This window comes from Citrobacter sp. XY323, assembly GCF_025106035.1.
In the GTDB taxonomy this organism is placed as follows: domain Bacteria; phylum Pseudomonadota; class Gammaproteobacteria; order Enterobacterales; family Enterobacteriaceae; genus Citrobacter; species Citrobacter braakii.
In genome coordinates, this window is the sequence record NZ_JANYUK010000012.1 from 209,806 (window position 1) to 230,811 (window position 21,006).

At 55.1% G+C, this 21,006-nt stretch carries 21 protein-coding genes and 1 tRNA gene; 8 read left to right on the forward strand and 14 right to left on the reverse strand.

Going from position 1 to position 21,006, the window contains the following annotated elements:
* Positions 1 to 283 precede the first annotated feature (283 nt).
* The 5 genes from N0B36_RS16965 (at position 284) to N0B36_RS16985 (ending at position 5,237) form a co-directional block, all read left to right on the forward strand.
* Entirely contained in the window at positions 284 to 1,951 is a 1,668-nt protein-coding gene (locus N0B36_RS16965; protein ID WP_103767089.1) for a propanediol/glycerol family dehydratase large subunit, read from the forward strand.
* An 11-nt stretch (positions 1,952 to 1,962) separates the two neighbouring features.
* The gene (locus N0B36_RS16970; protein ID WP_016154579.1) at positions 1,963 to 2,547 is read left to right on the forward strand and encodes a propanediol/glycerol family dehydratase medium subunit; all 585 of its coding nucleotides are present in this window, start codon (positions 1,963 to 1,965) and stop codon (positions 2,545 to 2,547) included.
* A gap of 2 nt (positions 2,548 to 2,549) precedes the next feature.
* Positions 2,550 to 2,978, forward strand: coding sequence for a diol dehydratase small subunit (locus N0B36_RS16975; RefSeq protein WP_016154578.1), 429 nt, complete (start codon positions 2,550 to 2,552; stop codon positions 2,976 to 2,978).
* A gap of 10 nt (positions 2,979 to 2,988) precedes the next feature.
* Entirely contained in the window at positions 2,989 to 4,800 is a 1,812-nt protein-coding gene (locus N0B36_RS16980) for a diol dehydratase reactivase subunit alpha (protein ID WP_115190146.1), read from the forward strand.
* 113 nt (positions 4,801 to 4,913) lie between these two features.
* Positions 4,914 to 5,237, forward strand: coding sequence for a DUF1889 family protein (locus tag N0B36_RS16985; RefSeq protein ID WP_071524484.1), 324 nt, complete (start codon positions 4,914 to 4,916; stop codon positions 5,235 to 5,237).
* Between the two features lie 268 nt (positions 5,238 to 5,505).
* Here the strand turns inward: N0B36_RS16985 and N0B36_RS16990 are convergent.
* Positions 5,506 to 5,581 (reverse strand) — tRNA-Ile (locus N0B36_RS16990).
* Between the two features lie 125 nt (positions 5,582 to 5,706).
* Between N0B36_RS16990 and mug the strand changes: the two genes are divergently transcribed.
* The gene (mug, locus tag N0B36_RS16995) at positions 5,707 to 6,213 is read left to right on the forward strand and encodes a G/U mismatch-specific DNA glycosylase (RefSeq protein WP_259688656.1); all 507 of its coding nucleotides are present in this window, start codon (positions 5,707 to 5,709) and stop codon (positions 6,211 to 6,213) included.
* Between the two features lie 45 nt (positions 6,214 to 6,258).
* Here the strand turns inward: mug and rpoD are convergent, their stop codons facing one another.
* The 3 genes from rpoD to rpsU all read right to left on the reverse strand — a co-directional run bounded on the left by rpoD (position 6,259) and on the right by rpsU (position 10,469).
* On the reverse strand, positions 6,259 to 8,103 hold the full coding sequence (gene rpoD, locus N0B36_RS17000) for an RNA polymerase sigma factor RpoD (protein ID WP_016154549.1): 1,845 nt from the start codon (positions 8,101 to 8,103) through the stop codon (positions 6,259 to 6,261).
* 164 nt (positions 8,104 to 8,267) lie between these two features.
* On the reverse strand, positions 8,268 to 10,013 hold the full coding sequence (gene dnaG, locus N0B36_RS17005) for a DNA primase (protein ID WP_003828467.1): 1,746 nt from the start codon (positions 10,011 to 10,013) through the stop codon (positions 8,268 to 8,270).
* 240 nt (positions 10,014 to 10,253) lie between these two features.
* Positions 10,254 to 10,469 (reverse strand): 30S ribosomal protein S21, encoded by a 216-nt coding sequence (rpsU, locus tag N0B36_RS17010; protein WP_001144069.1) that lies wholly within the window; start codon positions 10,467 to 10,469, stop codon positions 10,254 to 10,256.
* Between the two features lie 235 nt (positions 10,470 to 10,704).
* On the opposite strand from rpsU, the gene tsaD reads away from it, so the two are divergent.
* Positions 10,705 to 11,718, forward strand: coding sequence for a tRNA (adenosine(37)-N6)-threonylcarbamoyltransferase complex transferase subunit TsaD (tsaD, locus tag N0B36_RS17015; RefSeq protein ID WP_003024694.1), 1,014 nt, complete (start codon positions 10,705 to 10,707; stop codon positions 11,716 to 11,718).
* Positions 11,719 to 11,766: 48 nt separating this feature from the next.
* Here the strand turns inward: tsaD and ureG are convergent, their stop codons facing one another.
* The 10 genes from ureG to ttdA form a co-directional block, all read right to left on the reverse strand.
* Entirely contained in the window at positions 11,767 to 12,384 is a 618-nt protein-coding gene (gene ureG / locus N0B36_RS17020; RefSeq protein WP_016154547.1) for an urease accessory protein UreG, read from the reverse strand.
* Between the two features lie 9 nt (positions 12,385 to 12,393).
* Complete coding sequence (locus N0B36_RS17025; RefSeq protein WP_049283287.1) at positions 12,394 to 13,065, reverse strand: urease accessory protein UreF; 672 nt, start codon at positions 13,063 to 13,065, stop codon at positions 12,394 to 12,396.
* A complete protein-coding gene (gene ureE, locus N0B36_RS17030) occupies positions 13,065 to 13,523 on the reverse strand; it encodes an urease accessory protein UreE (RefSeq protein ID WP_049283286.1) in 459 nt (152 codons plus the stop codon). Before ureE ends, N0B36_RS17025 begins: the two co-directional genes overlap by 1 nt.
* A gap of 9 nt (positions 13,524 to 13,532) precedes the next feature.
* Positions 13,533 to 15,236, reverse strand: coding sequence for an urease subunit alpha (gene ureC / locus N0B36_RS17035; RefSeq protein ID WP_019077710.1), 1,704 nt, complete (start codon positions 15,234 to 15,236; stop codon positions 13,533 to 13,535).
* On the reverse strand, positions 15,229 to 15,549 hold the full coding sequence (locus N0B36_RS17040; RefSeq protein ID WP_016154543.1) for an urease subunit beta: 321 nt from the start codon (positions 15,547 to 15,549) through the stop codon (positions 15,229 to 15,231). The genes ureC and N0B36_RS17040 overlap by 8 nt, the downstream gene beginning before the upstream one ends.
* A gap of 9 nt (positions 15,550 to 15,558) precedes the next feature.
* The gene (locus N0B36_RS17045; protein ID WP_016154542.1) at positions 15,559 to 15,861 is read right to left on the reverse strand and encodes an urease subunit gamma; all 303 of its coding nucleotides are present in this window, start codon (positions 15,859 to 15,861) and stop codon (positions 15,559 to 15,561) included.
* A gap of 10 nt (positions 15,862 to 15,871) precedes the next feature.
* Positions 15,872 to 16,696 carry an urease accessory protein UreD gene (locus N0B36_RS17050; protein WP_219916544.1) on the reverse strand — a complete coding sequence of 275 codons (825 nt, stop codon included), beginning with the start codon at positions 16,694 to 16,696 and terminating at the stop codon, positions 15,872 to 15,874.
* A gap of 123 nt (positions 16,697 to 16,819) precedes the next feature.
* Complete coding sequence (locus N0B36_RS17055) at positions 16,820 to 18,283, reverse strand: anion permease (protein ID WP_259688657.1); 1,464 nt, start codon at positions 18,281 to 18,283, stop codon at positions 16,820 to 16,822.
* Between the two features lie 48 nt (positions 18,284 to 18,331).
* The gene (gene ttdB, locus N0B36_RS17060) at positions 18,332 to 18,937 is read right to left on the reverse strand and encodes a L(+)-tartrate dehydratase subunit beta (RefSeq protein WP_047499219.1); all 606 of its coding nucleotides are present in this window, start codon (positions 18,935 to 18,937) and stop codon (positions 18,332 to 18,334) included.
* Entirely contained in the window at positions 18,934 to 19,842 is a 909-nt protein-coding gene (ttdA, locus tag N0B36_RS17065; RefSeq protein WP_016154538.1) for a L(+)-tartrate dehydratase subunit alpha, read from the reverse strand. The genes ttdB and ttdA overlap by 4 nt, the downstream gene beginning before the upstream one ends.
* A 212-nt stretch (positions 19,843 to 20,054) precedes the next feature.
* Here ttdA and N0B36_RS17070 point away from each other — a divergent pair, with 212 nt between their 5' ends.
* Positions 20,055 to 20,996: a LysR family transcriptional regulator gene (locus N0B36_RS17070; RefSeq protein WP_016154537.1), complete on the forward strand. Its 942-nt coding sequence runs from the start codon at positions 20,055 to 20,057 to the stop codon at positions 20,994 to 20,996.
* Positions 20,997 to 21,006 lie beyond the last annotated feature (10 nt).

Sequence of the window (21,006 nt, forward strand, 5' to 3'; positions counted from 1 at the left end):
GGGTGGGGATTTCAAAAATATTACGTTCAGTTTCCTGTTGTGGCGTTTATTGATAATGATCATTTAACCTCGTCACAATTCACGGCGAATATTCCTGAGCAGCGTTTCAATATGAAACGATGGGTTTTTATTACGTACCAAATTGGAACGAAATTAATTTTATTTTTTTATTGTCCTGCTCATTTAGAGTTCGGCTATTGCTGATGAAAGGCGAATGCCGGGTGTTGTGTCCCCGGCAATACGGCCCGGCGTCCCTATTTTTTATCTTTTGAGTCCATAAACTATGAGAAGATCAAAACGATTCGAAGTGCTTGCCCAGCGGCCTGTAAATCAGGATGGGCTAATTGGCGAATGGCCTGAAGAGGGGCTGATCGCAATGGAAAGCCCTTACGATCCGGCTTCGTCGGTGAAGGTGGAAAATGGTCGTATTGTTGAGCTGGACGGCAAGAGCCGCGCCGAGTTCGACATGATTGACCGGTTCATTGCCGATTACGCGATTAACGTGCCCGAGGCCGAGCGCGCCATGCAGCTCGACGCGCTGGAGATCGCCAGAATGCTGGTGGATATCCACGTCAGTCGGGAAGAGATCATTGCCATTACGACTGCCATCACCCCGGCGAAAGCGGTGGAGGTGATGGCGCAAATGAACGTGGTGGAGATGATGATGGCGCTGCAAAAAATGCGCGCCAGACGCACCCCCTCCAATCAGTGCCACGTGACCAACCTGAAAGATAACCCGGTACAGATTGCTGCCGACGCTGCTGAAGCGGGGATCCGTGGCTTTTCCGAACAGGAAACAACGGTCGGGATCGCCCGCTATGCGCCGTTTAACGCCCTGGCGCTGCTGGTGGGGGCCCAATGCGGTCGCCCCGGCGTGCTGACGCAATGCTCCGTTGAAGAGGCCACGGAGCTGGAGCTGGGAATGCGCGGGCTAACCAGCTACGCCGAAACGGTGTCGGTATATGGCACGGAATCGGTGTTTACCGATGGCGATGATACGCCGTGGTCAAAAGCGTTTCTTGCCTCGGCGTATGCTTCTCGTGGCCTGAAGATGCGCTACACCTCCGGCACCGGCTCGGAAGCGCTGATGGGCTATTCCGAAAGTAAATCGATGCTTTATCTGGAGTCGCGTTGCATTTTTATCACCAAAGGCGCGGGCGTACAGGGGTTACAAAACGGCGCGGTCAGCTGTATCGGCATGACCGGCGCTGTGCCGTCGGGGATTCGCGCGGTGCTGGCGGAAAACCTGATTGCCTCGATGCTCGACCTTGAAGTGGCCTCCGCCAATGACCAGACCTTTTCCCACTCCGATATTCGTCGTACTGCCCGCACCCTGATGCAGATGCTGCCGGGCACCGACTTTATCTTCTCCGGCTATAGCGCGGTACCGAACTACGACAACATGTTTGCCGGGTCGAACTTCGACGCTGAAGACTTCGATGATTACAACATTCTGCAACGCGATCTGATGGTTGATGGGGGCCTGCGTCCGGTCACGGAAGAGGAGACAATCGCCATCCGCAATAAGGCCGCGCGCGCCATTCAGGCGGTGTTCCGCGAACTGGGCCTGCCGCTGATTAGCGATGAAGAGGTGGAGGCCGCCACTTACGCTCACGGCAGCAAAGATATGCCCGCGCGCAATGTGGTGGAAGATTTGGCTGCCGTGGAAGAGATGATGAAACGCAATATCACCGGGCTGGATATCGTCGGCGCGTTGAGTTCCAGCGGCTTCGAAGACATCGCCAGCAATATCCTCAACATGCTGAGGCAGCGTGTTACTGGTGATTACCTGCAAACGTCGGCCATTCTGGATCGTCAGTTCGACGTCGTCAGCGCCGTTAATGACATCAACGACTATCAGGGACCCGGCACCGGCTATCGCATCTCTGCTGAACGTTGGGCTGAAATTAAAAATATTGCGGGCGTGGTTCAGCCCGGCTCGATCGAATAAGGCGGTACACAGTGGAATGCACAACTGAACGTAAGCCGGTTTTCACCTTGCAGGTGAGTGAAGGCGAGGCGGCTAAAGCGGACGAACGCGTGGATGAAGTCGTGATAGGCGTCGGCCCCGCCTTTGATAAGTATCAGCACAAAACATTGATTGATATGCCGCACAAAGCGATTTTGAAAGAGCTGGTTGCCGGCATTGAAGAAGAGGGGCTGCATGCACGGGTGGTGAGGATTCTGCGCACCTCGGATGTTTCATTTATGGCATGGGATGCGGCAAATCTCAGCGGTTCTGGCATCGGGATTGGTATCCAGTCGAAAGGAACCACGGTGATTCATCAGCGCGATCTGCTGCCTCTGAGCAACCTTGAGCTGTTCTCTCAGGCTCCGCTGCTGACGCTGGAAACCTATCGCCAGATTGGTAAAAACGCCGCGCGCTATGCACGTAAAGAGTCGCCTTCGCCAGTGCCAGTGGTTAATGACCAGATGGTACGACCCAAATTTATGGCCAAGGCCGCGCTGTTTCATATCAAAGAGACCAAACACGTGGTGCAGGATGCTGCGCCTGTCACGCTGCATATTGCACTCGTAAGGGAATGACCATGAACGACAACATCATGACCGCGCAGGATTATCCATTAGCGACCCGCTGCCCGGAGAAAATCCAGACTCCTACCGGCAAACCGCTAACCGAGATTACCCTTGAGAATGTGCTGGCGGGCCGCGTAGGTCCGCAGGATGTGCGTATTTCTCAGCAAACCCTGGAGTACCAGGCGCAGATTGCCGAACAGATGCAGCGTCACGCCGTGGCGCGTAATTTCCGTCGTGCGGCGGAGCTTATAGCAATCCCGGATGCCCGTATTCTTGAAATTTACAACGCGCTGCGGCCGTTTCGTTCTTCGTTCGCCGAGCTTCAGGCCATTGCCGATGAACTGGAACATACCTGGCATGCCACGGTGAACGCCGGGTTTGTCCGCGAGTCGGCAGAGGTGTATCAGCAGAGAAACAAGCTGCGTAAAGGCAGCCAGTGACGGAGGTTGTATGCCGTTAATTGCTGGGATTGATATCGGCAACGCCACCACCGAAGTGGCGTTGGCGCAGCATGGCCGGTTTATCGCCAGCGGGATTGTCGCCACGACCGGTATGAAAGGCACACGGGACAATATTGCCGGGGTGGTGGCCTCCCTGCAGCAGGCGCTGAATAACACCCCGTGGTCGCTTCAGGACGTGGCGAAAATCTGCATCAACGAGGCGGCACCGGTGATTGGCGATGTGGCGATGGAAACCATCACTGAAACCATCATTACCGAATCAACAATGATTGGGCATAACCCGCAAACGCCCGGCGGCGTTGGCGTGGGAATGGGAACCACCATCGCCGTGGAGAAGCTGGCGGCGTTGAGCGAAGATCGGTTTGCCCAGGGCTGGATCCCACTGGTCGGTGAGGAGAGGGATTTCCTCGAGGCGGTTTGGTTTATCAATGAGGCGCTGGATCGCGGGGTCAACGTGGTAGCGGCGATCCTGAAAAAAGATGATGGCGTGCTGGTGAACAATCGTCTGCGTCGAACAATGCCGGTGGTAGATGAAGTCACCCTGCTGGAGAAGGTGCCGGAAGGTGTGCTGGCGGCGGTGGAAGTGGCGGCCCCAGGACAGGTGGTGCGAGTGCTGTCGAATCCTTATGGCATCGCGACCTTCTTTACCCTGACGCCCGAGGAAACGCAAACTATCGTCCCCATCGCCAGAGCGCTAATTGGCAACCGTTCCGCCGTGGTGCTGAAAACCCCGCAGGGTGATGTGCGCTCAAGGGTGATCCCGGCGGGTAAGATCTTTATCCGCGGCGAAAAGCGCGGCGGTGAAGCCGACGTAGCGCAAGGCGCACAGGCCATTATGCAGGCGATGAGCACCTGTGCGCCCGTGTGCGATATTCGTGGTGAAGCAGGTACGCATGCAGGCGGTATGCTGGAGCGGGTGCGTAAAGTGATGGCCTCGCTGACCGGTCACGACATGAACGCGGTGTATATTCAGGATCTGTTGGCGGTGGATACGTTTATTCCCCGCAAGGTGCAGGGCGGTATTGCCGGGGAGTGCTCAATGGAGAACGCCGTTGGCATTGCGGCGATGGTGAAATCCGATCGCTTACAGATGCAGGCCATCGCCAGTGAGCTGAGCGCCCGGTTAAATATCCCGGTTGAAGTCGGCGGAGTGGAGGCCAACATGGCTGTCGCCGGTGCGTTAACAACGCCCGGATGTGCTGCACCGCTGGCGATCCTCGATTTAGGCGCAGGCTCCACCGATGCCGCCATTATCAATAGCGATGGCGTAGTGAAAGCGGTCCATCTGGCTGGCGCGGGGAATATGGTCAGCCTGTTGATTCAAACCGAGCTGGGCTTAAGCGATCCGTATCTGGCGGAGGAAATTAAAAAATACCCGCTGGCAAAAGTGGAGAGCCTGTTCAGCATTCGCCACGAGAACGGCGCGGTGGAGTTTTTTCGCGAACCGCTCAGTCCGTCAGTGTTTGCCAAAGTCGTTTATCTGAAAAACGGCGAGCTGATCCCGGTAGATAACCAGACCTCGCTGGAAAAAATTCGGTTGGTGCGCCGACAGGCCAAAGAGAAAGTTTTTGTGACCAACTGCCTGCGCGCTTTACGCCAGGTGTCACCCGGCGGCTCTATTCGCGATATGACTTTTGTGGTGCTGGTGGGCGGCTCCTCGCTGGATTTCGAAATCCCGCAGATGATCACCGACGCGCTGGCGCATTACGGCGTGGTTGCCGGACAGGGCAACATCCGTGGTACCGAAGGGCCGCGTAATGCGGTAGCGACCGGGCTGGTTTTGGCCGGGATAGCGAATTAATCGTGCAGAAAACAGCCGCCGCAAGCGTTTAGCTGCGGGGTAAATCAAATAAAGGTGATGTTCTCTTTGATATCCCGGCGGAGTTGGGTACATAGTATAAATGTGTCTCTCACGTGGTTAATTTTAAGGATAAGAGCATGCCAACAGCAATTGAGAAAGCATTGGATTTTATTGGTGGTATGAACACTTCGGCGTCAGTACCCCATTCAATGGATGAAAGTACCGCTAAGGGAATCTTAAAGTATTTGCATGACTTAGGTGTGCCAGCGAGTCCGGAAGCTGTGATGGCACGGGGTGAGCAGGAGGGATGGAATCCCGAGTTCACGAAAAAAGTGGCCGGATGGGCAGAAAAAGTGGCCTCCGGTAACCGCATCCTTATCAAGAACCCAGAGTATTTTTCAACCTATATGCAGGAGCAGCTCAAAGAGCTAGTTTGAGCTGACTATCGAATCAAACTCTAACGGACGTTTCCATCCCTGGATGGCAACGTCCAGAGGGGGGACAGTGACCAGCTTGTTGCTGGACAGAGGCATCCCGTAATATATCTTCACGCCCCGCCTGCCGTATTCTTCCCGGCTCTTATTTCACATTTTGGTGCGAACAGATATTGATTTGTTCCAGCAGGAATCCTTTTGGCTCGCGCCAACAGCTACGGAAGAACCCCCAAAAAAAAGGACCTGCGATTTCTCGCAAGTCCTTGAATCTTGGTGGCCCCTGCTGGACTTGAACCAGCGACCAAGCGATTATGAGTCGCCTGCTCTAACCACTGAGCTAAGGGGCCGTGGCGGTGGATTATAAAGTAACTCCGCGTTGCAATCCAGACATAAGCGTACGGATGCTGTTTTTATAAACAATGTATTTTCAGTCCGTTATACTTGTTCCTCTGATGTATTGATGGGAGTAATTATGGTTAAGGACATACTGGCGCCGGGGCTGCGGGTGGTGTTTTGCGGCATCAATCCGGGGTTGTCTTCCGCAGGTACAGGATTCCCCTTTGCACATCCCGCTAATCGCTTCTGGAAGGTCATCCATCAGGCGGGATTCACCGATCGCCAGCTCAAACCCGAAGAGGCACAACACCTGCTGGACTTCCGTTGCGGGGTGACTAAATTTGTCGACAGACCGACGGTGCAAGCCAATGAAGTGAAGCTACAGGAGATGCGCAACGGCGGTCGTAAGCTCATTGATAAAATAGAGGAGTATCAGCCTGCCGCACTCGCAATCCTTGGGAAGCAGGCATTTGAGCAGGGCCTCAGCCAGCGTGGGGCGCAGTGGGGAAAACAAACGCTGACTATTGGCGCGACGCAAATATGGGTTTTGCCGAATCCCAGCGGGTTAAGCCGGATTACGCTGGATAAACTGGTGGAGGCGTATCGGGAAGTGAATGACGTCCTGGCCAGGCGGGGACTATAAAGAAAAACGCCACCTTGCGGTGGCGTTTATGCTTATGCGGCGAGATTAATCGTCGAGGAAGCTACGCAGCACTTCAGAGCGGCTCGGGTGGCGCAGTTTACGCAGCGCTTTCGCTTCGATCTGACGGATACGTTCGCGGGTAACGTCGAACTGTTTACCGACTTCTTCCAGCGTGTGGTCGGTATTCATATCGATACCGAAACGCATACGCAGAACTTTCGCTTCACGGGCGGTCAGGCCAGCCAGAACGTCGTGCGTTGCGGCACGCAGGCTCTCGGTGGTAGCAGAATCCAGCGGCAGCTCGAGGGTGGTATCCTCGATGAAATCACCCAGATGCGAATCTTCATCGTCGCCGATCGGCGTTTCCATTGAGATAGGCTCTTTAGCGATCTTCAGCACTTTACGGATCTTGTCTTCCGGCATCAGCATGCGTTCAGCCAGCTCTTCCGGCGTCGGCTCGCGGCCCATCTCTTGCAGCATCTGACGGGAGATACGGTTGAGCTTGTTGATGGTCTCAATCATATGTACCGGGATACGGATGGTACGTGCCTGATCCGCGATCGAGCGGGTGATCGCCTGACGGATCCACCAGGTTGCATAGGTAGAGAACTTGTAACCACGACGGTATTCAAACTTATCAACCGCTTTCATCAGACCGATGTTACCTTCCTGAATCAAATCCAGGAACTGCAGACCACGGTTGGTGTATTTCTTGGCGATAGAGATAACCAGACGCAAGTTCGCTTCAACCATCTCTTTTTTCGCACGGCGGGCTTTCGCTTCACCGATGGACATGCGACGGTTGATGTCTTTAACCTGCTCGATGGTCAGGCCGGTTTCTTCTTCAATCTGCTGCAGTTTCTGCAGTCCGCGGTGAACGTCATCTGCCACGTCGTGCAGTTTTTCAGACCACGGTTTGTTCATCGCGATTGCCGCGTTGAACCAGGTTTCGCTGGTTTCGTTGCCAGTGAACAGGGTGATGAAGTTTTTCTTCGGCATTTTGCACTGCTCAACGCAGAGCTTCATGATCAGACGTTCCTGAGTACGCACGCGGTCCATCATGACGCGCATGCTGTTTACCAGGTAGTCGAACTGCTTCGGCACCAGGCGGAACTGTTTGAACACTTCAGACAGCTTCTGAATTTCTTCCTGCGCGGCAGCATGGCTGCGGCCTTTCGCTTTGATGGTGTCGCGAGTGATTTCGTACTGAGTACGCAGTTCACCGAATTTTTCACGCGCTAATTCAGGGTCGATGCTGTTGTCGTCATCGCTGCTGTCGTCGTCATCTTCTTCATCTTCGTCTGCATCGTCATCCATCTCTTCCTGAGAGAGTTCAGAACCGACGTGTGTCGCCGTTGGCGCCATGTCTTCTTCCGCGTTCGGATCGACAAAGCCGGTGATCAGATCGGAAAGACGCGCTTCTTCAGCTTCTACACGATCGTATTGCTCAAGCAGATAGGTGATGGCTTCCGGGTATTCGGCAACGGAGCATTGAACCTGGTTAATCCCGTCTTCGATGCGTTTAGCGATGTCGATTTCGCCTTCACGGGTTAACAGTTCAACGGTACCCATTTCACGCATGTACATGCGGACCGGGTCAGTTGTACGACCGATTTCGGACTCAACGCTGGACAGAACCTGGGCAGCCGCTTCTTCCGCGTCTTCATCGGTGCTGTTGGAGGTTTCAGCAAGCAGCAGATCATCGGCATCAGGTGCTTCTTCCATCACCTGAATACCCATGTCATTGATCATTTGGATGATGTCTTCGATTTGATCTGAATCGACGATATCTTCCGGCAGATGGTCATTGACCTCGGCATAGGTCAGATAGCCTTGCTCCTTACCACGTTGGACAAGTAGCTTCAGCTGTGACTGCGGGTTTTGCTCCATAAGACGGTATCCACACTTAATTCGTTTGATTGGTGTTGGGCGGTAAAACCGCCAACGGCAAAACGAGGGCATACTTATATTTTGCCGCTGCCTCTCCGTGCGGCTGTCGGGGGCTTCCCGAGCGATATTCGGCAGTTAAGCCGTTAAATACTTTTGTCTTTCTGTTATTTCTTGGCCAGTTCCTGGTTCAGCGTCCAGAGTTCCCGGCGTTCTTCGCTGCTTAAACCGTGTGTGCGCTCACGAGCTATCAACTCTTCCTGGCGCAGCTCAAGCATCGAATCAAACATATGGTTGAGTGAGTCGGTGAAGGTTTTTTCTGCGATATCTTTATCTGCTATATCGTCCCACATCGACAGTTTTTCAAGGGTCGCAGCATCATTTGTGCCACGATAGTGTTCTAAAAGTTGTCCGGTGGTCAGACCTGGCTGAGCCAGACAAGTGTTGACCAGTTCTCTGAATAAGCCAAGTCCAGGCAGTTTATTGCTATCCAGTGCGCCTAACGGCGGAACCAGCGGGGCGAGACCCGGGTTCTGTACCAGCAACCCTATAAGTATACGCATGGTCGTACGTTTTAGCTGTGGAACAGGGCGGGAAGCCCCATTTTCTGCCAGTTTTGGCATTAAACGTTCAAGCTGGCTGTCATCCAGAATGCCGAGCTTGTTTCCCAACTCCTGTCGCAGATAAATGCGTAACGTTTCGCCTGGTACCTGAGTAATCAGCGGTAATGCCAGCGTGCTGAGCTGTGCGCGTCCGTCCGGGGTACTCAAATCCACCTGCGGCAACAGGCTGTTAAATAAAAACGCGGAGAGCGGCAGCGCCTGCTCCATCCGGGCTTCAAAGGCCTCTTTCCCTTCTTTACGCACCAGCGTATCGGGGTCTTCGCCGTCAGGTAAAAACATAAAGCGTAGCTGGCGTCCGTCTGTCATATAGGGCAGTGCGGTTTCCAGCGCGCGCCATGCTGCGTCGCGTCCGGCACGGTCACCGTCGTAACAGCAAATTACGTTGTTCGTCGCGCGGAACAACAACTGGATGTGATCGGCGGTGGTAGACGTCCCAAGAGATGCTACAGCGTAGTTAATGCCGTATTGCGCCAGCGCCACCACATCCATATAGCCTTCTACCACTAACAGGCGCTGCGGATCGGCGTTATCCTGCTGGGCTTCATAAAGGCCATACAGCTGGCGACCTTTATGGAAAATATCGGTTTCCGGGGAGTTGAGATACTTCGGCAGGGCATCGCCCAGCACGCGTCCACCAAAACCAATGACTCGACCACGTTTGTCGCGGATGGGGAACATCACCCGTTCGCGGAAGCGATCGTAACTGCGTCCCTGATCGTTGGTGACCAACATTCCCGCATCGACCAGCGATTTACGATTCTCAGCATTGCCGCCAAACCGTTTCAGGACGTTGTCCCAGCCGGGGGGCGCAAAACCAATAGCAAAACGGGTGATAACGTCGCTACTTAATCCTCGCTTTTCCAGGTACTGGCGCGCGGGGGTAGCGGCGGGTTGCATCAAAGACTGTTGATAAAAAGTGTTCAGGCCGTCCATCAATTGATAAAGGCTTTGCCGTTGATGGCGCTCTATCTGACTAGGGCCACTGCCTGCTTCATAGGGCACTTCAAGGTTGTGCATTGCGGCCAGTTCTTCGACGGTTTCCACAAACTCGAGCTTGTCGTAGTTCATGAGAAAGTCGACGGCGTTGCCATGTGCGCCACACCCAAAGCAGTGATAAAACTGTTTCTCACCGTTTACGGTGAAAGAGGGGGTTTTTTCGTTATGGAACGGACAGCACGCGTGATAATTTTTGCCCTGCTTCTTCAGCTTTACCCGCGCGTCGATGAGATCGACAATGTCGGTTCTTGCCAGCAGGTCATTTATAAATACGCGTGGAATTCGTCCAGCCATATGCCCCGTTTATTTTTTTATGACTTATATACACAAAATCATTCAAGATGCTTCAAGACGGCAAGGGAGCGAATCCTCAGGAGCGTACATCAGTACGTGACTGGAGGGAACGACTGCAGCCAACGCAGAGGCAGCTTGAATGATGACGCGTATAAACGAAAACAAGCCGCGCATTCCTTCCGGAAGCACGGCCTTACAACTACAACTCTGTCTGAATTGAGAGCCTTGGCTCTCAATGGATTAGTACAGACGAGTACGGCGTGCGTTTTCGCGAGCCAGTTTCTTCGCGTGACGTTTCACAGCAGAAGCTTTAGCGCGCTTACGTTCAGTAGTCGGTTTTTCATAGAACTCACGACGACGAACTTCCGCCAGAACACCTGCTTTTTCGCATGAACGCTTGAAGCGACGCAGTGCTACGTCGAACGGCTCGTTTTCACGTACTTTAATTACCGGCATGTAACTCTCACCTTTATAAATTCGGTTTGCCGCTGGCATCAACGCCAGCTTATTTCAAAATGGTGCGGAATTTTACTGCAATTGCTGCTGCTTTGTAAAGCACCGACGCGATTTTGAAAGGGACTTTTATAAGGATAAGGAGTATACACGAGCGGAACTCCTGGGGCGAACAAAGTTTTACATCAACCCGCATTGGTCCTACACTGCGCGGTAATAGAGCGAGGTAAAACAAGTCATGCGTGTACTGGGTATTGAAACATCCTGCGATGAAACCGGCATCGCCATTTACGACGATGAAAAAGGTCTTTTAGCCAACCAATTGTATAGTCAGGTGAAATTACACGCTGACTACGGCGGCGTAGTGCCAGAACTGGCCTCGCGCGATCACGTACGTAAAACCGTACCGCTGATCCAGGCCGCGCTGAAAGAAGCGGGACTGACGGCAAAAGAGATTGATGCGGTGGCGTATACCGCAGGTCCTGGTCTGGTTGGCGCGCTGCTGGTCGGCGCAACCGTAGGACGTTCGCTGGCGTTCGCCTGGGGCGTACCGGCAATTCCTGTACACCATATGGAAGGGCATCTGCTGGCGCCGATGCTGGAAGATAATCCCCCTGCTTTCCCGTTCGTTGCGCTGCTGGTTTCCGGCGGTCACACGCAACTGATCAGCGTCACCGGTATTGGGCAGTATGAATTGCTGGGTGAATCGATAGATGATGCTGCTGGTGAAGCGTTCGATAAAACGGCCAAGCTGCTGGGGCTGGATTATCCTGGCGGCCCAATGCTGTCAAAGCTTGCATCGCAAGGCGTTGAAAAACGTTTTGTCTTCCCGCGCCCGATGACCGACCGTCCGGGTCTGGATTTCAGCTTCTCCGGCCTGAAAACTTTCGCCGCGAATACCATTCGTAATAACGAAAATGACGATCAGACGCGTGCAGATATCGCCCGTGCGTTTGAAGATGCTGTGGTTGATACGCTGATGATCAAGTGTAAACGCGCGCTGGATCAAACCGGTTTTAAACGTCTGGTGATGGCGGGGGGCGTGAGCGCTAACCGTACGCTGCGTGCAAAACTGGCCGAGATGATGCAAAAGCGTCGTGGCGAAGTGTTTTACGCGCGTCCGGAATTTTGCACCGATAACGGGGCGATGATCGCCTACGCGGGCATGGTGCGTTTTAAAGCGGGTGCAACGGCGGATCTTGGCGTGACCGTGCGTCCTCGCTGGCCGCTGGCGGAATTACCGGCGGCATAAGTACATAATATTGTAGGCCCGGTAAGCGTAGCGCCACCGGGCAATACTCTACTCCCGCAGCATCCCTTTCTCTTCCAGAAACGCGATAATTTTTTCCAGACCCTCTCCGGATTTTAAATTACTAAACGTCCACGGACGCTCGCCGCGCATGCGTAGGGTATCGCGCTCCATCACCTCCAGCGAGGCGCCCACGTAAGGGGCCAGATCGGTTTTATTGATCACCAGAAAATCAGATTTGGTGATCCCCGGGCCACCCTTACGCGGGATCTTCTCACCTTCGGCAACGTCGATCACATAGATTGTCAGATCCGCTAATTCCGGGCTGAAGGTGGCGCTCAGGTTATCGCCGCCGCTTTCCACAAAAATCAGATCCAGATTTCCGAATTTCTCGCTCAGCGCCTCAACGGCGGCCAGATTCATCGACGCATCTTCACGGATAGCGGTGTGCGGGCAACCGCCGGTTTCCACGCCGACGATCCTGTCTGGCTCCAGTGCGCCTGCTTCGGTGAGAATGCGCTGATCTTCTTTGGTATAGATATCGTTGGTTACCACCGCCAGTTGATAGCTGCTGCGCATGGATTTGCATAACGCTTCCAGCAGCGCCGTTTTGCCGGAGCCAACCGGGCCGCCAACGCCCACGCGCAGGGGATGCTTGTTGTTACTCATTTTTTCTCCTCAGGAGCGGAATAATCGGGAATATTGGGTTTCATGCCGGGCAGATGCGATGGCCGCCAACGGGGTTGCGGAGCCGAGGCTGGCGTCAGGACACGCCAGCGCCTGTGCCAGACCTTGCGCATACCGATTGCAGAGCGCAATGATCAAACGCTGGGCCGCCTGCTGCCCAAATGGAACCAGTTTGACGCCAGCCATCACTGCGCTCTCAATCCAGCTGTAGCCGAGGCTTAATGCCAGCTCCGTCAGGGGGATTTTCCAGCGCACGCCCAGCCAGGCCATACCGCAGAGTTGGCTGTCGACAAAGAGCGCGCGCCACTCCCGCGAGCAATCTGCTTCCCAGTCGGTGACCAGCCGAGTAAACGCCGCGCCCCGACTGTGTTCTTCATCCCGTAGTTCGCGGGTTTCCCGACAGGCCAACAGGTAAGCGCTCCAGCGGCGTGCTGCAGCGAGATCGTCCTGCTCGCAGGCGCGATACAGTCTCGCCAGTAGCGGTAGGTCGACGGTAAAGAAGTTCTGCTCCATCTGCTGGATTTGCCAGTCAGAGAAGTCATCGGCGCTTTTCACCCAGCCGATTTCAACCGCCCACTCCAGACCCTGGGACCAGGTAAACGACCCCACCGGGAGAGCGCTGCTGGCGAGCTGCATCAGACGCAGCTGTTGGATGTTATGCATCAGTGCGCATGGGCGTGATGATGCCCGTGTGATTCACTGGCATAAGCGCCTGCTTCCGGTTCAAACGGTAGTTGAGCAAACGTCACCTCCAGGCTGAACTGGCGCAACATGGCGTCCAGCACATGATCGTGATGGTAGCGCAACTCATCCGGCAGAATTTGCAGCGGAACGTGGCGATTGCCGAGGTGATAACAGGCTTTGGCGAGCAGGAAAGGATCGGCGCAGCGCACCACGGAAACCGACTCCGGCGCGGCGATCACTTCGATCACCTCGCTGCCATCTTCGGTGGTCAGCAGATCACCACTGCGTAACAGCAAACCGCGCGGAAGCATTAGCCCGGCTTCGCGACCGTCGTTCAGCGTCACTCTGGCACGGCTTTTTACTCGCATATCAATGGGTAGCGTGACGCTTGCGGTGACGCGGTGGGCGTGGTCAAGGCGTAGGGTCAGGTAGATCATTGTCACTCCTCAAAACAGGAAATAGCGTTGCGCCATCGGCAAAACGTCTGCCGGTTCGCTGGTGATTAGTTCGCCATCAATGCGCACCTCATAAGTCTGAGCATCGACGGTAATATTGGGTTGCAGGCCGTTGTGGATCATGTCGGCCTTTTTCACCGTCCGACAGCCTTTGACGACGGCGATGGCGCTTTGCAAATTGAGCTGCTGCGGGATGTTTTGCGCGTTAGCGGCCTGCGAAATAAAGGTCAGCCGAGTACGATGCCGCGCCGCGCCAAGTGCGCCGAACATCATGCGGTAATGCACCGGCTGCGGGGTGGGGATCGAGGCGTTGATATCGCCCATCGGCGCACAGGCGATCATCCCGCCCTTTACGATCGTCGCTGGTTTTACGCCAAAAAAGGCTGGGGACCACAGCACCAGATCGGCCAGCTTGCCAGGCTCAACGGAGCCAACTTCGTGGGCGATGCCGTGGGTTAGCGCCGGGTTGATGGTGTATTTGGCGACGTAGCGTTTAACGCGCTGGTTGTCGTTGTCGCCTGTTTCTTCTGCCAGCGGACCACGCTGAACCTTCATGCGGTGCGCCACCTGCCAGGTGCGCAGGATCACTTCGCCCACGCGCCCCATCGCCTGTGAATCGGACGAGGTCAGGGAAAACGCGCCAATGTCATGCAGCACATCTTCGGCAGCGATCGTTTCCCGGCGAATGCGTGATTCGGCAAAGGCCACGTCTTCGGCGATATCCGGATCGAGGTGGTGGCAAACCATCAGCATGTCGAGATGCTCGTCGATGGTGTTGACGGTATAGGGCAGCGTCGGGTTAGTGGAGGAGGGCAGAATATTTGGATGCGCGCAGGCGGTGATGATATCCGGCGCATGGCCGCCGCCCGCGCCTTCGGTGTGGAAAGTATGAATGGTGCGATCGCCAATCGCCGCCAGCGTATCTTCAACGAAACCGGACTCATTGAGCGTATCGCTGTGCAGCGCCACCTGGATATCCATCTCCTCTGCCACTTCCAGGGAACAGTTGATGGCGGCTGGCGTAGCGCCCCAATCTTCATGGATTTTCAGGCCAATGGCGCCCGCGGTGATTTGCTCGCGAAGGGCGTCAGGATTTGAGCCGTTGCCTTTACCCAGCAAACCGATGTTAACCGGCAAGGCGTCTGCCGCCTGCAGCATGCGCGCGATGTACCACGGACCCGGCGTGCAGGTGGTGGCGTTCGTTCCTGCTGCCGGGCCGGTGCCGCCGCCGATCATCGTCGTTACGCCGGAAACCAGCGCCTCCTGTGCCTGCTGTGGACAGATCCAGTGAATATGCGTATCCACGCCGCCCGCGGTGACGATCTTGCCTTCCCCGGCGATGACTTCAGTTCCCACGCCTATCGGGATCGTGACGTCGGGCTGAATATCAGGATTACCGGCTTTGCCGATGGCGAAGATCCTGGCGTCCTTGATGCCGATATCCGCTTTCACGATCCCCCAATGATCGACGATCAGGGCGTTGGTTATCACCAGATCCACACACGCTTGCGCGCGCATTTGTCCCTGACCCATGCCGTCGCGGATCACTTTCCCGCCGCCGAATTTGACCTCTTCGCCGTAGGTGGTGAAGTCTTTTTCCACCTCAATCCACAGGTCGGTATCCGCCAGACGTACCTTATCGCCGGTGGTTGGGCCAAACATGTCGGCGTACGCCTGCCGTGAAATTTCACTCATCATTTGCCTCCAGCGCGCCCATCACTTCGCTGCGAAAACCCACGATCCTTTGTGCGCCAGCGACGCGCACCAGTTCGACTTCGCGTTTTTGTCCCGGCTCAAAACGTACCGCTGTGCCCGCAGGAATGTTTAGACGAAAGCCGCGTGCAGCCCGCCTGTCAAAGCGCAGCGCCGGGTTCACCTCGGAAAAGTGATAGTGCGATCCCACCTGGATGGGTCTGTCGCCATGATTTTCCACCACGATCGTACAGGTTTCCCGCCCCTGATTGAGCGCGATATTGCCTTTGGCTATCTGATATTCACCTGGGATCATTGCCGCTCCTTAAACGATCGGGTTGTGGACGGTGACCAGCTTTGATCCGTCCGGAAACGTCGCTTCAACCTGAATATCTGGGATCATCTCCGGAACGCCTTCCATCACTTGATCGCGGCGCAGGACGTGACGCCCGTCTTCCATCAGCGAGGCCACAGTTTGACCATCGCGTGCCCCTTCCATGATGAAAGCGCTAATTAGCGCCACCGATTCCGGATAGTTCAGCTTCAGCCCGCGGGCCAGGCGACGTTCTGCCACCAGCGCGGCGGTAAACAGCAACAGCTTGTCTTTTTCTCTGGGGGTCAGTTCCATACGGGGTCTCTTAGGTTTGCCAGATTCGCGGTAGTACGGGCGGTTTGTGTGTCAAAAGCGGGCGCAGAAATTGCCAGATGTTACGCATAACGCGCTGAACAATCAGGTTGTCGTCGGCAAGAAAGCGGATCGTCAGCAGTGAGTCGTTAAGCGTTGCCCCGGCGTAATCGCCAAGCGGCGTCAGCCGCTCGCGCGTGCCTTCCAGCATGTTTTCAGTGGCCGGATAACACAGCAACGTGCCGACCCAGGGATGGTGCGCGACGCCGCTCAGCTCCCCCTTCTGCAACTGCAAGCGCTCTATCAGCAGCGGCTGCCCATTTCGCCACACTTCCAGACGGTTTTGCAGCGTGCCGTGGCTGAAGGACTCCTGCATAACCGGTCGCCCGAGGCACAGCAGATCCCAGGCCAGCAGTCGACTCTCCGACGCGATGTGAAAGACGGACTGGATAGTGGCGTTGGCGCCAGGAAAGAGGATCGTATCCTGGGGGAGCCACTCCAGCGTGGCGTGCGGCGCGAGCGTGAAATGTTGGCGCAGCAACGCCTGCGGCCCACCGCTGCGATAAAACTTTCCCGCGCCGGGCTGGGTGATTAACGCATGACTGTTTTCGTTGAGAGTTACGGCAATGTGTAGTTCATCCCCGCCGACGATCCCCGCGGGTGGATGAAGCAAATAGAGGTGGCAGACGTCCTCTTCCGGGTAAAACGGACGCTGAACCGTCAATGGACCATGATGACGCGCCGAGGCGAGCACCGTGTTGTGCCCAGTGCGGGTGAAATGCAAATCCAGTTCGGCCTGCCAGCCCCGTGTGAGTGTCTCGTGCGCAACCGTGTCCAGAGCGTTTCCCTTATCAGCATGAGGGTGTTTGCATACAAAAAAGTATGCCTCAGCACATCGGGAAATCGATCATATGAGAAGCTTATGGATGAAGGGGCGACAATATGCCGCCCCAATGGGGTTTTACAGTAAAACGAGGGGCATCCAGACCAGACCGGTAATCACCAGCAGCACAAGGAAAATCAGGCCAAAAATAGCACCGAGTCGCCAGTAATCTACCGTCGGCAAATAGCCGCTGCCGTAGTAGATAGGGCTAGGACCGGTGGCATACGGGGTCAGAATGCTGCCGAGACCAATGGCTGCGCCGACCATCAGGCAGAAGACCGGGAGTGGGATTTCCGGCATCGCCAGCGCGGCGGCAATCATCATCGGTGCCAGGGCGGAGGTATACGCCGTGGCGCTGGCAAAGAAGTAGCGCAGCAGATAGAACACCACAATGAGCGCCACCATCACCATCATCGGTGAATAGCCGCTCAACCCGTTTGCCAGCAGCTTGCCGAACCAGGTAATAAAACCGGTGTTATTGAGCCCGGTCGCCAGCGTTATCAGCGAGGCCAGCCAGAAAAAGACGTTCCACGCGGCTTTATTACTGACGATGTCATCCCAGCTAATGATGCGCAGTACCAGCATCAACGCCACTACGCTGTATCCGACCATCGCGGCGTCAATGTAATCGCCGCCGAAGATCCACAGCACCAGTGCGCCGACCATCAGCACCAACATCTTTTTCTCGCGTGTGCAGAGCGGTCCCATTGCTTTTAGCTCTGTATCCGCCCAGCGCGGAACCTGATCGCCGGATTTCAGCACCGGTGGATACAACACGTACGCCAGCCAGGGCACAATCAGCACCAGTAAAATACTCAGCGGCAGCATGCCTAAGAACCAGTCGCCCCAGCTCAGCGCCGTGTGGGACGCGCCTTTCATCAGGCCGATTAACAGCAGGTTCGGCGCCATCGCCGTTAAGAAAATGGCGCTGGTGACGCAGTTGGCGACAATGCCCATCCACATAATGTACGAGCCAATGGAGCGAGAACTGGCGCTATTGGGCTGCGAGTTATACAGCGGCGGCAGGTTGCGGATAATCGGGTAGATTATTCCGGCCCCGCGCGCGGAGTTGGACGGCGTGACGGGAGCGAGGATAAGTTCAGAGAACATCACCGCATAGCCGAGAAACAGCGTCCGGTGCCCCATCTTTTTCACCAGCATCAGCGCGATACGTCGACCGAGCCCGGTTTTCTCATAGCCGGTACCAAACATAAAGGCCGCGAAGATAAGCCAGATTACCGAGTTTGAAAAACCTGATACCGCCCATGACAGCGATTTGGCGGTAAATTTAAAACCGTCCTGCGCGAGTTGCTCCGGGCTGAACAGCAGCCACGGTGAAAGGACGGCGATGATCGAAATGCCAATCATCGCTACCACCGCGCCCGGTACAGGTTCCAGAATAAGCCCCACAATCACACCGGTAAAAACGGCAAAATAGAGCCAGGTGTGGCTCTCAAGGCCGTTGGGGACGGGCAGTACAGCAATAATGGCGATGACCACCAGCGGAGCCAGGTATCGCCACCAACCAGCTAAAGGTGCCATTGTTGTATCCCTACGAAAGGGGAGAGGCGTAGCGCCTCTCCGGGAGGGTTATTTGATGTAGTGCACGTGCTCGCAGATTTCATCGACGATAGGATCGCGACGTTCAGCGAACAGCTTTTTGTTTTCGGCGATCAGGTTATTGCCGTGGGTATCGATGGAAACGATCAGCGGGCCGAACTCTTTAACCCGACATACCCACAGGGATTCCGGCATGCCAAGTTCGGTCCAGTGTACCTCTTCGATCTCTTCGACCTGGGTTGCCGCCACGACCGCACAGCCTGCCGGGAAGATTACGTGCAGCGCTTTAAACTGCTTGCAGCCTGCTTCCGTTAGCGGTCCCATGCCGCCCTTGCCGACCACCAGTTTGACGCCCGTCTGCTCGATAAAGTCTTTCTCAAACGCTTCCATACGCATGCTGGTGGTTGGGCCAACGGAGACCATCTCCCATTTTTCACTGTTCTTACGTACGATGGGCCCCGCGTGGAAAATGGCTTTGCCGTTCAGGTCATAAGGAATCGGGCGCTTCAGTTCGATCAGGCGGCGGTGACACACGTCACGGCAGGTCACCAGCGTACCGGTCAGGTAGATGACATCGCCAACGCGAATGTCGGCCAGATCTTCGGCTTTGATCGGGGTTGTGAGGATCTTTTTCATAACGCGCTCCGGGTGTGAGACAGGTTTTCGAAGGAGAGGTCAGCATGAACCAACAGCGTGCCGCGACGGTGTGCCCAGCAGCCGGTAGAAACGGCAACGCCGATAGTCGACGGATGGCGTGCGGCGGATTCGATATGCACGCCCATCACCGAGCTATTCCCGGTCAACCCTTGCGGGCCAATGCCCAGACGGTTCAGCCCTTCTTCCAGACGCAGTTCCAGTTCGGCCGCTTTTGGATTCGGATGACGTGATCCGATAGGACGTAGTACTGCTTTACGAGAAAGGACGGCGGCGGTTTCCACGGAGGTGGCAATACCTACGCCCACCAGCACCGGCGGGCAAGCGTTGACTGCCAACGTGGAGATATTTTCGAAGACAAATTTCACCACGCCCTCGTAGCCTTCAGAAGGCATTAACACTTTCGAACGTCCCGGCAGCGTACAACCGCCGCCTGCCATGTAGACTTCGATTTCCGCGTCGTCGTTATCAGGGATGATGTCCCAGGTGACCCACGGCACACCGGTACCGGTATTTTTGCCGGTATTCACTTCGTCAAAAATCTCGACCGCGTTATGGCGCAGCGGCGCTTTTACCGTGGCGTCTTCAACGGCCTGTTTCAGGATGCTTTGCAGTTCGCCCAGCAGCGGAAAACGGGAGCCGACCTTCACAAAGAACATAATCTCGCCGGTGTCCTGACAGGCCGGACGGTTCAGGTCGATAGCTTTCTGCATGTTGTCAAACATGGTGTGGTAGATGATTTTACCCATCGGCGAAGTTTCGCCTTCACGCAGCTGTTTTAATTTATCTACGACGTCGTCAGGCATGCGGGTAGAAATCATGGCGGTAAAATCGGCGACAATGTTTGTCAGCGTAGTTATCGCATTTTGGTTATTTTGATTGCTCATCTTGTTAACTCCAGTTCTTTTATTTATCTGGAAATAAATTCTCCTCCACAAACTACCACTAAAAATGTGGGTTTATATTATTTGCCACTGTGAATATCCAATTAACAGATCGTGAATGATGTTCAGATAAGCAATAAAAATTGCGCAAAGGCAGGGTTTAATACGCATGAGGGAATTACACTGCGGTTAACAACTTTACGGATATACCGATCATGCTGAACACGTATCCCCTCGCGAAAGACCTGCAGGTCCTGGTTGAAATTGTTCATAGCGGCAGTTTCAGTGCCGCCGCCGCGGCGCTGGGCCAAACGCCCGCGTTTGTGACGAAACGCATTCAGATCCTTGAGTCCACGCTGGGGACGACGCTGCTAAGCCGCTCCGCGCGCGGCGTGACACTCACGGAGAGTGGTCAACGTTGTTATGAGCATGCGCAGGCTATTCTTGCGGGCTATCAGCATCTGGTCGATGACGTCACGCAACTCAAAACACGCCCGGCAGGGATGATTCGTATCGGCTGTAGCTTTGGCTTTGGGCGCAGTTATATTGCACCGGCTATTACCGAACTGATGCATAGCTATCCTGAATTACAGGTGCATTTTGAACTTTATGATCGGCAAATTGATTTGGCGCAGGATAATATCGATTTGGATATTCGTATTAATGACGAGATTCCGGATTATTATATTGCGCATTTGTTAACGAAAAATAGAAGAATATTATGTGCAGCGCCGACGTATTTACAAAAATATGGTGAGCCGACAACGCTGCAGGAATTAAGTCGTCATGATTGCCTGGTCACTAAAGAACGCGATATGACCCACGGGGTGTGGGAGCTGGATAACGGTCAGGAGAAAAAGTCGGTCAAGGTGGCGGGACATCTCTCCTCTAACAGCGGCGAGATTGTGTTGCAGTGGGCGCTACAGGGAAAAGGGATTATGCTGCGTTCCGAATGGGACCTGCAGCCGTTTCTGGCAAGCGGTGAACTGGTGCGCGTGCTGCCGGACTATGCGCAAAGCGCCAATATCTGGGCGGTTTATCAGGAGCCGCTGTATCGCAGCGTGAAGCTTCGGGTGTGCGTGGAGTTTCTGGCGACGTGGTGCCAGCACCGATTAGGCAAACCGGTAGAGGGGTATCACATTCCCCACGCCGGATAAGACGCTGTTG

Bases quoted from the DNA above. Each gene is read 5' to 3' on its own strand.
- ureG (WP_016154547.1), bottom strand. From the start codon at position 12,384: ATGAGTAACAACAAGCATCCCCTGCGCGTGGGCGTTGGCGGCCCGGTT.
- N0B36_RS16975 (WP_016154578.1), top strand. From the start codon at position 2,550: ATGAACGACAACATCATGACCGCGCAGGATTATCCATTAGCGACCCGC.
- N0B36_RS17055 (WP_259688657.1), bottom strand. From the start codon at position 18,283: ATGGCACCTTTAGCTGGTTGGTGGCGATACCTGGCTCCGCTGGTGGTC.
- ureC (WP_019077710.1), bottom strand. From the start codon at position 15,236: ATGAGTGAAATTTCACGGCAGGCGTACGCCGACATGTTTGGCCCAACC.
- ttdA (WP_016154538.1), bottom strand. From the start codon at position 19,842: ATGAGCAATCAAAATAACCAAAATGCGATAACTACGCTGACAAACATT.
- tsaD (WP_003024694.1), top strand. From the start codon at position 10,705: ATGCGTGTACTGGGTATTGAAACATCCTGCGATGAAACCGGCATCGCC.
- N0B36_RS17040 (WP_016154543.1), bottom strand. From the start codon at position 15,549: ATGATCCCAGGTGAATATCAGATAGCCAAAGGCAATATCGCGCTCAAT.
- N0B36_RS17025 (WP_049283287.1), bottom strand. From the start codon at position 13,065: ATGCATAACATCCAACAGCTGCGTCTGATGCAGCTCGCCAGCAGCGCT.
- rpoD (WP_016154549.1), bottom strand. From the start codon at position 8,103: ATGGAGCAAAACCCGCAGTCACAGCTGAAGCTACTTGTCCAACGTGGT.
- N0B36_RS16980 (WP_115190146.1), top strand. From the start codon at position 2,989: ATGCCGTTAATTGCTGGGATTGATATCGGCAACGCCACCACCGAAGTG.
- N0B36_RS17070 (WP_016154537.1), top strand. From the start codon at position 20,055: ATGCTGAACACGTATCCCCTCGCGAAAGACCTGCAGGTCCTGGTTGAA.
- mug (WP_259688656.1), top strand. From the start codon at position 5,707: ATGGTTAAGGACATACTGGCGCCGGGGCTGCGGGTGGTGTTTTGCGGC.
- N0B36_RS16965 (WP_103767089.1), top strand. From the start codon at position 284: ATGAGAAGATCAAAACGATTCGAAGTGCTTGCCCAGCGGCCTGTAAAT.
- ttdB (WP_047499219.1), bottom strand. From the start codon at position 18,937: ATGAAAAAGATCCTCACAACCCCGATCAAAGCCGAAGATCTGGCCGAC.
- rpsU (WP_001144069.1), bottom strand. From the start codon at position 10,469: ATGCCGGTAATTAAAGTACGTGAAAACGAGCCGTTCGACGTAGCACTG.
- dnaG (WP_003828467.1), bottom strand. From the start codon at position 10,013: ATGGCTGGACGAATTCCACGCGTATTTATAAATGACCTGCTGGCAAGA.
- ureE (WP_049283286.1), bottom strand. From the start codon at position 13,523: ATGATCTACCTGACCCTACGCCTTGACCACGCCCACCGCGTCACCGCA.
- N0B36_RS17045 (WP_016154542.1), bottom strand. From the start codon at position 15,861: ATGGAACTGACCCCCAGAGAAAAAGACAAGCTGTTGCTGTTTACCGCC.